The organism is Empedobacter sp. UBA7494 (assembly GCF_002478465.1).
Classification (GTDB): Bacteria; Bacteroidota; Bacteroidia; order Flavobacteriales; family Weeksellaceae; genus Empedobacter; species Empedobacter falsenii_B.
The window spans coordinates 1-12,528 of record NZ_DLOC01000043.1 but is presented as its reverse complement, the minus strand read 5'-3'; the positions used below and the strand labels follow the sequence as shown (position 1 = coordinate 12,528).

Genomic DNA, 12,528 nt, shown 5'->3' with positions numbered 1-12,528 from the left:
AATACAAATGCACTACCGGTAATATATTATTATCAAACAATAGTTTTAATAACTAAATAAGTAAAACAGATCTGTTTGTAATCAACTGAGGGCTCGGGTAAGGTAAAACAGACCTGTTTGTAATAAACCGAGGACTCAGGTAAGGTAAAACAGACCTATTTCTAATAAACCGAGAACTCAGGAAAGGTAAAACAGACCTGTTTATAATCAACCAAGGACTCGGGTAAGGTAAAACACCCTTGTTTATAATCAACCAAGGACTCAGGTAAGGATAAACATACCTGTTTATAATAAACCAAGCACTCAGGTAAGGTTCAACTAATAACTAAGCTTTCGTCTTGTCTGTATGACAAAACTATATTACACAGTCATAGAACACAAACTAAAAAACCTTGTCAAGTTTTAAAACCTTGACAAGGAGTTTTTTTCTATCCATTAACTGCTCTAAAAAAAGCGTCTAATTTCTTTTGGTCTAATTTTCCGTCAGTTCGTACACCGCTACAAATATCTACGCCAAAAGGCTGAACAGCATCAATCGCTTCACGAACATTATCAGGATTAAGACCTCCAGCCAAAAATAGAGGAATGTTAAATTCTTCTCTGATTTTTTTGCTAATCGCCCAATTGTATTCGTATAAACTTTTTTATAATGTTAAATAATTGCTTCGGCAGTTGTTTCACTTGTTAATAAAAAAGACGAAACAGCTGGTGGAACAATTTGAGCAATATCGTTGATTAAATCATCACCAATTACTCCAGGGCCGCTTGGCATATTACCCACCAAACCCAATCCATTCGCTCCACATTTTATCGTTTGTTGCGCTTCTTCTTTGCTACTAATACAACAAATTTTAACTCTTGTTTTCATCCTTCGTTTTATTCTTAATACTATAAATATATAAAAAAACACCTCAATTTCTTGAAGTGTTTTGTATGATCTAAGATTTAGAATTGATGTTAGAAATCTTCTTCCGAACCTTTTAATTTTTCTGCATTTTCTGCCATTTTCAATGCATCAATCATTTCTTGGATATCTCCATTCATAAAGTTATCTAAATTATAAATTGATTTGTTGATACGGTGATCTGTTACACGTCCTTGCGGATAGTTGTATGTACGAATTTTAGCCGAACGGTCACCAGTCGAAACTAATGATTTACGCTGAGCAGAACGTTCTGAATGTTTTTTCTCGAACTCTATTTCATACAATTTCGTACGTAATAATTGTAACGCTTTTTCACGGTTCTTGTGTTGAGAACGCGCTTCTTGACAAACAATTACAATTCCAGAAGGTTTGTGCGTTAATTGAACTTTCGTTTCAACTTTATTTACATTTTGTCCTCCCGCACCAGACGAACGCGCTGTTTGATACTCCAAATCTGCTGGATTAATCACTACATCAACCTCCTCTGCTTCTGGTAAAACCGCAACCGTAATCGCCGATGTATGCACACGTCCTTGTGATTCTGTTTCAGGAACACGTTGTACACGGTGAACACCCGATTCGTATTTCATTGTTCCGTACACTGCATTTCCTTCTACTTGCATTACCAACTCTTTGTATCCTTTTCCAGATGCTTCAGAAGTATTTAACACTTCGTGTTTCCATCCTTTTTCTTTGAAATACATTGAATACATGCGGTAAATATCTTCTACGAAAATCGCTGCCTCATCTCCTCCTGTACCAGAACGTAACTCGACAATGATGTTTTTCTCATCTTCTGGATCTTTTGGAATCAACATCATTTTGATTTCTTCCTCTAAAGGTGGAATCGCATTGATTGCTTCGTCTTTTTCTATTTTAGCTAACTCAACCATTTCAGCATCAGAACCATCTTGAATAATTTCTTCTGCTTCCTCAATTACATTGATTAAGTTTTCGTATTGTTTTTGCATTTCAACAAAGTCTTTCAAATCAGAATATTCTTTGTTTAATTTCGCATAACGAGCTTGATCTGTTACGATATCTGGTTGGATGATTAAATCTGCTACCTCATCGAAACGTTGTTTGATTGCTCTTAATTTATCTAATAGACCTAAATCTGCCATATACTTTTATTGGATTGCAAAGATACAATAACTCAAGGGATTCAGAAAATTTGAATAAAAAAAACCGATGATTTCTCATCGGTTTTATCGTTTATAGATTAATCTAATATTTATTTTTTGATTAATTTTTGAGTAAATGTATGTGCTCCATCAGAAACGGTTACCACATAAATACCTGCACTTAAATCAGAAACATTGTAAGAAGCTGCATTTGCAAATGATTTAACTTTACGTCCTGTCATATCTGCAATTGTAACTTTTACTTTGGAAGTATTATAGTTTTGATCTAATTTCAATTCGAATGAATTCGTTACAGGATTTGGATAAAGTGCAACTTTAGATTTGCTTAAATCAGAAGAAAGACCTAAGTTTTCTTTTGTTCCTGTTACTTTAAATTCATCAATCATTAAAACTAATCCATCATCTGTTGTACAATTGATAGCTAAGTAAATTTCTTTTCCTTCGTATGCTGATAAATCAAATTCGTATTTTGTCCAAGTTAATCCTGGAGGTACTATTTCTGTACTATTCAAGAATACAAAATCTTCTACATTTGGAGTTGTTGAAACACCAATGTTAAACTGGTCTGGTCCATAAATTTGATTACCTTGAGCGTATAATTCTAATTTAGCATCTTTTACTTTATCTAAAGAAATTTTTGGAGTTATAGACCAATCATCATTTGGATATGCTGTACCGTTTGCTCCAGATGCAAAGAAATATAATCCTTTATTTCCTTTATAAGTTGGTAAAGTACCATTTTCTGCCGCACTATTGTTAAAAATAATACCTGCTCCTACGTAGTTTTGATTATCAAAAGTCGTATCTTCAATAGCCCAAGTTTGTCCTCCGTCTAAATCAACTTGTTTCCAATCTCCAAAGTCTTCAAATACGAAATCGTCGTAAGCCTCAAAACCATCATAGAATATAACATTGTCATCTTCTTCATCACCACCTCCTGTAGCTGTTGTACTTTTTACGACAGAAACATTGTCTACATTAAGACGATACTGATCTGTTACATCAAAGTGTCTAAATGAAATATAGATTTTTTGTCCTGCGTATGCAGATAAATCAACTGTTCTTTCTGCTTCAGTTCCTGTTAAGTTTTTTTCTGTAAATAATTGTGTTGCTTCAGCAGTTGGATTATTGGTTGTAGAAACATAAACAGCATAGTTTTCTTTTGCATATAAAGGATCTGATCCCCATACGCCATATTTCAATGCAACAGTTTCTCCTGTTCCTACACTTGTTAAATCTATTTCTGGAGATACAATCCAATTGTCTGGTGTTAATGGACCTACATAATTCATATAAGAAGCAGAAGTAATAAGTGGAGAACCTACTGGATTTCCATCATTATCTGTAGATTGAACTGAAGACCATTCGTAGCCATCTCCATCCTCATCATACAATGTCCAATCAGAAATATCTTTGTCGTCAAAGTCATCAGACCATAAAATTGTTTCATCAGCTTTAGCAGTTATATGACTATAAGCTTTTTTTGAAAGAGTAGATTGTTCTTGTTTTGTTTTCGCGGTAGACCCTTCTCTATATTGTTCAGAAATATTCTGCGCAGATAAAATCGTTAAGCCTGATAATGCCGCAATTGAAAATAAAATTTTCTTCATAAGTAATTCATTTTAAATGTTAATATTTTATAAACATATAAAATATATTTTTAAACAACAAAATTATAGTGTTAAAAAAGACTTTTTATAATTATTCAAAATAATTACTTTATAAATTAATTGAATAAAAAAAACCGATGATTTCTCATCGGTTTTGTGAATTATTGCTAAAAATATTATCTCGTAAATAATAATTCTCTGTATTTTGTTAAAACCCAGAATTCGTTATCGACCATTAATTCTAACTTATCAGCATGGTAACGAATTTCGTAATAATATGGTTTTACTTTGTCACAATAAGCATGTGCTCTTTCTTCTAAAGATTCAATCACATTTGCTTCTTTACGTGCATCCATCATTAAGTGCAATTTTGCGTTTAATTCGTTTACATGCATCGAAATTTTCTTCAAAATAATTAATTGCTCGCCTGCATATTCTTCATAATCATCTCCAAAAATATCTTTGAATCCTTTAATGTTTTTGATCAATATGTTTTGATATTTGAAAGCTGTCGGAATAATATGATTTCTCACAATATCACCTAAAACACGACCTTCAATCTGAATTTTCTTGATGTAATCTTCTAATTCGATTTCGTAACGCGCTTCAACTTCTGTGTTGTTCATTACATTAAGTTCCGAGAATAAATCCAATGATTTTTGAGAAACTTTTGCTTTTAAAGCAGATGGAGTTGTTTTGTGATTTGACAATCCTCTACGAGCCGCTTCTTCTTCCCATTCTTTGCTGTATCCGTCCCCTTCGAATAATATATTCTTTGTTTCTTTGATATACTCACGTAAAACATTGAAAATTGCTTCGTCTTTTTTCAAACCTGTTTCAATCAACGCATCAACTTCTTTTTTGAAATCGATCAATTGTTTTGCAACAATTGCATTCAACGTTGTCATTGCATTTGCACAGTTTGCAGTCGATCCTACAGCACGGAACTCGAATTTATTTCCTGTAAAAGCAAAAGGAGAAGTTCTGTTTCTGTCAGTATTGTCTAATAAAACATCTGGAATTTTACCTACAACGTTTAATTTTAAATCAGTTTTTTCTTCTGGAGATAATTTCCCTGTCGAAACACCTTCTAATTCTTCCAATACTTTTGTCAATTGTTGACCAATAAAAATCGAAATAATTGCTGGTGGCGCTTCATTCGCACCTAAACGGTGGTCATTAGAAGCCGAAGCGATAGAAGCACGTAACAATTCCTCGTAAATTGAAACTGCTTTGATGGTATTGATAAAAAACGTTAAAAACTGTAAATTGCTATTTGGTGTTTTTCCTGGCGCTAATAAATTTACTCCAGTATCTGTTGCTAACGACCAGTTATTGTGTTTTCCTGATCCGTTAACTCCTTTGAATGGTTTTTCGTGGAATAACACTTTAAAATGATGACGCTCTCCTACTTTTTGCATCACATCCATTAACAATGAATTGTGATCAACTGCTAAATTCGTTTCTTCGAAAATTGGCGCTAACTCAAATTGATTTGGAGCTACTTCGTTGTGACGAGTTTTTACAGGAATTCCCAACAACATACATTCGTTCTCCAAATCGCGCATATAATTTAAAACACGCGTAGGAATCGAACCAAAATAATGATCTTCTAATTGCTGACCTTTTGCCGAAACATGTCCTAACAACGTTCTACCAGTTTGTAAAATATCTGGACGAGAAGCCGCTAAAGCATCATCAATCAGGAAATATTCTTGTTCCCAACCTAAAGTCGGCGTTACTTTTTTCACATTTTTATCGAAAAACTTCGCTACTTCTGTAGCTGCTTCATCAATTGATAAAAGTGCTCTTAACAAAGGCGCTTTATTATCTAAAGCTTCTCCTGTATACGAAACAAATACTGTCGGAATACATAATGTTGTTCCGAAAATAAATGCTGGAGAAGTAGGATCCCAAGCTGTATATCCACGCGCTTCGAATGTATTACGAATTCCTCCATTTGGAAAAGAAGACGCGTCTGGTTCTTGTTGAACTAATAATGATCCACTAAATTTTTCTACAGGATCACTTCCATCAAATGAAGTTTCGAAAAATGCATCATGTTTCTCTGCTGTTGTTCCCGTCAATGGCTGAAACCAGTGCGTATAGTGAGTTACACCTTTGCTCATCGCCCATTCTTTCATCCCTAAAGCAACAAAATCTGCCATTTTACGGTCGATTTTTGTACCATAATCCATTGCAGAACGAACGGCTTTATATGCTTCTGAAGTTAAATGTTGACGCATAGCTTTATCATTGAAAACATTGCTTCCAAAAATTTCTGATTTTTTACCTATTTCAGGAACAGCTACCGGTTTGCGATTGCTTGCGGCTTTTAATGCTTCAAAACGAAATGATGTCATAAAAAAATAATTTGTGTTGTTTTATGGTACAAAAATAAATAAAAATTAAACATAAAATAAAAACACCCCTAATTTTTTAGGGGTTAGGTAAAAATTTAACACATAATAAACCTAACACCCCTCTATTTAATACAAATAACATAGAAATTTTACACTAAAATTAATTTTATTTAACATTCGAATGATTTTTGGAATGACAATTCGATAAACTTAAGAGGAATTATTAAAATAATATTGATGGAAGATTTTTAGTAATGTTGTTTAAACTTATTTTAAACACATAGATACATAGAAATAGATAAGTTAGATTAGAAATTAATCGTTCTTTATCTTTCGATAAAAACGATTCGTACATCTAATATTATTTATGAACTAAAAAAGCTATATATCTATGTGGTGATTTTAAGTAGAAATTTAATGAAACGAAAAAAGCAGTTTCAATTGCTTGAAACTGCTTTTAGACACTCATAATATAAAAAGTTTTTGGTCTATCTGAAACGGTCTACTGATTTTACAAGATCATCATCCTTCTTAATCAAACGATTGGCAATTGACAGAAGCACAATCGAAGCTAAAGGAACTAATGCCCAAATACCTTTCTCAGAATTTCCTTCTCCAGGTAATGTTAATAGACAATATACAAAAGAACCAATTAATAAAACATTCAAAATAATGTTTAACCATCCTAAGCTAATTTGTAACTTACGTTTTTTGAAAAACATAATGGTTAAAAATGAAATTAAAGCTGATGAGAAAAAGGCTAACGAAAAAATGTAATCTCCTTTCTCCGGATTTTGTAACCAATTTAATGGAATATCAAACAGCTTATCAAAATTCATGGCGAATATACTCGAAATTATTCCACTTAAGAATAAATATATACTTTGCTTTCTTTGAATCATTTCTTAAATTTCGAATACAAATGTAAAAAAACTTTTTGAGTTTTTATAATTATTCGTACTATTGCATTAATAAATCTCAAATTTATACGCTTTATAACAATTCTATTGTTATGATTCCCAATTACTTTATTGAATAAAAAAAATATAAACACATTAATACCTTCATTATAGGATTATGTTTGATATCGAAGAATTAAAATCATTCAAATTACCAGATTTACAACAAGTTGCAGAGCAACTGAAAATCGATGGGTATAAGAAATTAAAAAAAGGCGAATTGTTAGACGCTGTTTTAGGTTTTATCAACAGCCAACCAAAGGTTGAAGAAAAAGCTGAAACAAAACCTGCTAAAAAAGATAAAGCTGAAAATCTACCTACAGAAGAAAAGAAACCGAAACGCAAACGAGTTCAGAATTCGGAAGGAGAAGTTCAACAAAAAGAGGCTGTTGCAGAAGAAGTAAAAACTGAAAAAGTTGAAAATATTTCTACCGAAACAGAAAAAAAGGAAGAAAATAATCCTCGCGTTAATAAATTTCAGGAACGAGCAAACAAAAGCCAAGATCTGAAAAAGAATAACCAAAATAATCAGAAGAAAAATAATCAATCTGATAATCGTAATCAAAACGATCAATCTCAACAAAATAATCACCACAACAATCAAAATCAAAAAAATAAATATCGCGCTGCGAATTATGAATTTGATGGAATTATTGAAACTGAAGGTGTTTTAGAGATTTTACCAGATAATAATTATGGTTTTTTACGTTCATCTGATTTTAATTATTTGTCTTCGCCTGATGATGTGTATGTTTCTCAATCTCAAATTAGATTATTTGGATTAAAAACGGGAGATACAATTACAGGAGAAGTTCGTCCTCCAAAAGAAGGTGAAAAATATTTTCCTTTAATCAAAATTAAAGAAATCAACGGTCGTACGCCAGATTATGTACGTGATCGTATCGCTTTTGAGCATTTAACTCCACTTTTCCCTAACGAGAAATTCAATTTAAGTAATTCTAAATCTTTATCAAATCGCGTGATTGACTTATTTACACCAATAGGTAAAGGTCAACGTGGGATGATTGTGGCGCCACCAAAAACGGGTAAAACAACGTTATTGAAAGATATTGCGAATGGAATTGCGCAAAATCATCCAGAAGTTTATTTGATTGTTTTATTAATCGATGAGCGTCCAGAAGAGGTAACAGATATGAAACGTTCGGTAAACGGAGAGGTTATTGCATCTACGTTTGATGAGGAAGCAAATCGCCATGTAAAAGTTGCGAATATCGTTTTAGAGAAGGCAAAACGTATGGTAGAATGTGGACACGATGTTGTGATTCTTTTAGATTCTATTACGCGTTTGGCACGTGCTTACAATACTGTTTCGCCAGCTTCTGGTAAAGTGTTATCGGGTGGTGTTGATGCAAATGCATTACACAAACCAAAACGTTTCTTTGGAGCTGCTCGTAACATCGAAAATGGAGGTTCTTTAACAATTATTGCAACTGCATTGATTGATACAGGTTCTAAAATGGATGAAGTTATTTTCGAAGAATTTAAAGGAACAGGTAATATGGAGTTACAATTGGATCGTAAGATTTCGAACAAACGTATTTTCCCTGCAATTGACTTAGTAAGTTCTTCTACGCGTAAAGACGATTTGTTATTAGACGACAAAACACAACAATTAATGTGGGTTCTTCGCAACCATTTATCGGATATGAATCCTGTAGAAGCGATGGAATTCTTACACGATCGTATCAAACATACACGCTCTAACGAAGAGTTTTTAATCTCAATGAATAAGTAATTTATTACAACTTATAATTTCAAAAACCATCTAAAGTTATTTAGGTGGTTTTTTTGTTTTAAATACTTAACTTTATATAAGACTCAATATGTTTAAGTAATTCCAAAAAGACATTTTTATTAAATCTTTGATTAAGATGATTACTATAAACTTCATCAGCATTTAATAAGTTTATTTCTAAAATTATATCATTAAAATTTTTCAAAAGTTCAATTTTATCGAACAACTGAATCGATTGAATAATTCTATCAAAAGTAAAATCACAAGCTTTTATTCCACAACATTCAAACACACATTCTGTAGATAACGAATCCCAAAAATCATACGTATTAGCTAATAAGTTATCAATATTTATAAATATTACATTACTTTCTAATGGTATCCATTTTATATACTCATCTTCACTAATCTTAATATCATCAATATGGTGTGAATTTTCTTTTAATAAAGTTGCAGCTTGAATAACATCATCTTCTTTCTTATAAATTAATTTAAGATACATATATAATGAATCTATTTTCCCTTGTGAAAGTTGAATTAACGAACTCTGAATAACACTCTTATCATTTGAAAGTCGAGTAAAATCAATATCATTTAATAAATTAAACGCATTTTCAATATCAGACTTATTAAATTTTCGATTTATTTCTTTCAGAAGATTCATATTGCATTTATTAACCCTATAAATATAAAACAAAAAAAGCCCAAGAAAATAAATTCTTGAGCTTTGTTGTACCTCAGGCGGGACTTGAACCCGCACGTCCTAATGGACACAGGATTTTAAGTCCTGCGTGTCTACCAATTCCACCACCAAGGCATCCACTTCTAAGAAAGAAGTTAGAGCGGGAAACGGGACTCGAACCCGCAACATTCAGCTTGGAAGGCTGACGCTCTACCAATTGAGCTATTCCCGCGATTGTGAGTGCAAATATAGAACAGCTTTTTTAATTACAAAACTTTTAGGAAACATTTTTTTCATAATTATTTTACATCAAAAGCTAAGTTTCTCATCATAATATTTTTAAGCACTAAAATAATTTTACTTTTCTTTGATTAAATTATTTTGAACATTAAAAATTCATCTTAAATAATTGCATTTTTCCAGATTTCAATCAATCGTTCGTAAGAAAATTGAGCATTTGCAGGACTTGTGCTTGGCAAAGAAATATACTCAATAGATGTTTTTTCATCAAAATATTTCCAAAATAATTGTTCTGATTTCTTTCCATTGAAAATTATTTTATCAATTGTAGGATATTCATTCAACAATTCATCAATCTGATTTGGCAAAACATTTTTCATATCCACATCCATGCTTCCCTTTCTGTCAGCAGAATGTGCAACATCCCAAAGCGCAAACTTATTCTGTAAAATAAGTTGTTTTCTTATTTCATAATCTTCTGAAAATTCTGTCTCAAAAATCTCAAACATCATTTTCCAAAATCGATTACGCGGATGTCCATAATATTGATTGACTTCTAACGATAAATCACCAGGTAAAGAGCCAAGAATTAATGTTTTTGGTAGTTCTGATATAATTGCAGCAAATGATTGTTTATGCATTTTGTTTTATTCTAAAAATATAATGTACAAAAAAAGTGCTACAGTTTGTAGCACTTTTTTTTCTATTTCTATCATTAGATAATTTGTTCAGAAACCTCCTCCCACTCTAACATTTTTTTGTCTAAATCATTTTTCAGATTCGAGTATTTATCTAATTCTTGTTGCGTTTGCGAACCTGCATGCAACTTATTTTCTAAATCGGCAATCTTAGTTTCTAAATCAGAAATCTCTGTTTCTATTCTTGACAATCTATTTTTAAGACGTTTTTGCTCTTTTTCTTCTTCAAAAGATAAAACTCGTTTCGCTTGTTCTATTTTAGCTTCAATCGGCTTCTCTTCTTTTGGTGCAGCCAAACTATTTCCTTTCTCCACTTCACGGAAACTTCCCGCTTTAATTTGTGCTAAATAATCATCAATTCCAGAAAGATATTCTTTCACTTGACCATTACGGAAATCGAAAACTTTATCCACTAAACCTTCTAAAAATTCACGGTCGTGAGAAACTAAAATTAATGTTCCTGAATATTTTTGTAAAGCTTTTTTCAACAATTCTTTTGATACAATATCCAAGTGGTTCGTTGGCTCATCCATGATTAATACATTGAATGGACGCAACAATAATTTACACAACGCTAAACGATTTCGCTCACCTCCCGAAAGAACTGAAACTTTTTTCTCTACCGCTTCGCCACCAAACATAAATGCTCCTAAATAGTCGCGAACATGTTTACGTGTTTCTTCTGTTGCAGAATTTTCCGCTTCTTCTAAAACCGTTAATTTATCATTCAAAACATGTGCTTGATTTTGGGCAAAATATCCAATTTCTACATTATGTCCATGTTTTATTTTACCTGAATGCTCTTGTTCGTTGATAATCGCACGCGATAAAGTCGTTTTTCCTTGACCATTTTGACCAACAAAAGCTACTTTTTCTCCTCGATTAACATAAAAAGAAACATGATCAAAAACTTGATGATCACCAAAAGCAACACCTACATCATCTAACTCGAAAATAATTTTACCTGGCTGAACAGCATCCACAAAACGGATATTCATTTTCGTTACATCATCATTTTCAATTTCGATGCGTTCTATTTTATCTAATTTTTTGATTAATGATTGCGCCATCGAAGCTTTATTAGCTTTTGCACGGAATTTTGAAATTAAATCTTCCGTGTGCTTAATCATTTGCTCTTGATTCTTCTGTGCTTGCTCTAATTTTTCGCGACGATCTTCACGCAATTCTAAATAACGCGTATAATTCGCTTTAAAATCAGAAATGTGGCGATTTGCAATTTCGATTGTACGATTAGTTACGTTATCCAAAAATTGACGGTCGTGCGAAACCAACACAACAGCTCCAGGATAATCTTTCAAGAAATCTTCTAACCAAACAATCGAATCGATATCCAAATGGTTGGTAGGCTCATCTAAAAGCATTACATCATGTTTTTGCAACAATAGTTTTGCCAATTCAATTCGCATTCTCCAACCTCCAGAAAATTCTTCTGTTGGGCGATGAAAATCTGAATTTTTGAATCCTAAACCAATTAAAATTTGTTCGATTTCAGCATCTTTTGTGTAACCACCTAAAAGTCCGAAACGTTCTGTTAAATGAGAAATATCTTCAATTAATTTTCCATATTCGTCCGATTCGTAATCTGTTCTTTCAGCTAATTCTTTGTTTACAAAATCAATACGTTCTTGAATTTCAACCAATTGCTCAAAAGCAGAATCCGCTTCTTGCCAAACCGTTCTTCCTTGTACAAAATCAATATCTTGCGATAAATATCCGATTGTAACGTCGCCTTCGTAAACAACTTCACCTTCTGAAGATTGCTGACTTTTGGCTAAAATTTTAAGCAAAGTAGATTTTCCTGCTCCATTTTTCCCTACCAAACCAACACGGTTTCCTTTGTTGATGCGGAACGAAACGTTTTCGAATAAATATCTACCCGCAAAATAAACTCCTAAATTTTGTACTAATAACATTTTGCAAAAATACAATGTTTTTTGTTAGATGAAAACTTAACACTTTAAGGTTTTTTAAGATAACTGAAAAAAGTAAAAATTAATTTTAATAATGATGTATATTTAGCTAAATATAAACCCGTTGTTCATTTTGATTAATAAAGAATAAAGTTGTTCATTTCATTGAAAATAAGTAAATTAATTTAACTTTAAAATATTTACAATGAACAACTTACT

At 32.1% G+C, this 12,528-nt stretch carries 10 protein-coding genes and 2 tRNA genes; 1 reads left to right on the top strand and 11 read right to left on the bottom strand.

Annotated elements, in window-relative coordinates; genetic code table 11:
- Positions 1-428 precede the first annotated feature (428 nt).
- The 6 genes from B4E95_RS04500 to B4E95_RS04475 form a co-directional block, all read right to left on the bottom strand.
- Positions 429-575: a hypothetical protein gene (locus B4E95_RS04500; protein ID WP_291061393.1), complete on the bottom strand. Its 147-nt coding sequence runs from the start codon at positions 573-575 to the stop codon at positions 429-431.
- Between the two features lie 77 nt (positions 576-652).
- On the bottom strand, positions 653-868 hold the full coding sequence (locus B4E95_RS04495; RefSeq protein WP_291075834.1) for a hypothetical protein: 216 nt from the start codon (positions 866-868) through the stop codon (positions 653-655).
- An 89-nt stretch (positions 869-957) separates the two neighbouring features.
- Positions 958-2,049: a peptide chain release factor 1 gene (gene prfA / locus B4E95_RS04490; RefSeq protein WP_291061389.1), complete on the bottom strand. Its 1,092-nt coding sequence runs from the start codon at positions 2,047-2,049 to the stop codon at positions 958-960.
- A 110-nt stretch (positions 2,050-2,159) separates the two neighbouring features.
- Positions 2,160-3,680 carry a T9SS-dependent choice-of-anchor J family protein gene (locus tag B4E95_RS04485; RefSeq protein ID WP_284584112.1) on the bottom strand — a complete coding sequence of 507 codons (1,521 nt, stop codon included), beginning with the start codon at positions 3,678-3,680 and terminating at the stop codon, positions 2,160-2,162.
- A gap of 176 nt (positions 3,681-3,856) precedes the next feature.
- Entirely contained in the window at positions 3,857-6,043 is a 2,187-nt protein-coding gene (locus B4E95_RS04480) for a glutamine synthetase III (RefSeq protein WP_291090249.1), read from the bottom strand.
- Between the two features lie 488 nt (positions 6,044-6,531).
- On the bottom strand, positions 6,532-6,945 hold the full coding sequence (locus B4E95_RS04475) for a DUF4293 domain-containing protein (protein WP_038332961.1): 414 nt from the start codon (positions 6,943-6,945) through the stop codon (positions 6,532-6,534).
- 175 nt (positions 6,946-7,120) lie between these two features.
- Between B4E95_RS04475 and rho the strand changes: the two genes are divergently transcribed.
- Positions 7,121-8,758, top strand: a complete 1,638-nt coding sequence (gene rho, locus B4E95_RS04470; protein WP_280036679.1) for a transcription termination factor Rho — start codon at positions 7,121-7,123, stop codon at positions 8,756-8,758.
- A 58-nt stretch (positions 8,759-8,816) separates the two neighbouring features.
- Here rho and B4E95_RS04465 read toward each other — a convergent pair whose 3' ends face one another.
- The 5 genes from B4E95_RS04465 to B4E95_RS04445 all read right to left on the bottom strand — a co-directional run bounded on the left by B4E95_RS04465 (position 8,817) and on the right by B4E95_RS04445 (position 12,312).
- Positions 8,817-9,422: a DUF6331 family protein gene (locus B4E95_RS04465; RefSeq protein ID WP_221856091.1), complete on the bottom strand. Its 606-nt coding sequence runs from the start codon at positions 9,420-9,422 to the stop codon at positions 8,817-8,819.
- A gap of 69 nt (positions 9,423-9,491) precedes the next feature.
- Positions 9,492-9,575, bottom strand: a tRNA-Leu gene (locus B4E95_RS04460).
- 24 nt (positions 9,576-9,599) lie between these two features.
- Positions 9,600-9,672, bottom strand: a tRNA-Gly gene (locus B4E95_RS04455).
- A gap of 169 nt (positions 9,673-9,841) precedes the next feature.
- Positions 9,842-10,321 (bottom strand): DNA-deoxyinosine glycosylase, encoded by a 480-nt coding sequence (locus B4E95_RS04450; protein ID WP_219034386.1) that lies wholly within the window; start codon positions 10,319-10,321, stop codon positions 9,842-9,844.
- A gap of 74 nt (positions 10,322-10,395) precedes the next feature.
- Positions 10,396-12,312, bottom strand: coding sequence for an ABC-F family ATP-binding cassette domain-containing protein (locus B4E95_RS04445; RefSeq protein ID WP_291090244.1), 1,917 nt, complete (start codon positions 12,310-12,312; stop codon positions 10,396-10,398).
- Between the last annotated feature and the right edge of the window lie 216 nt (positions 12,313-12,528).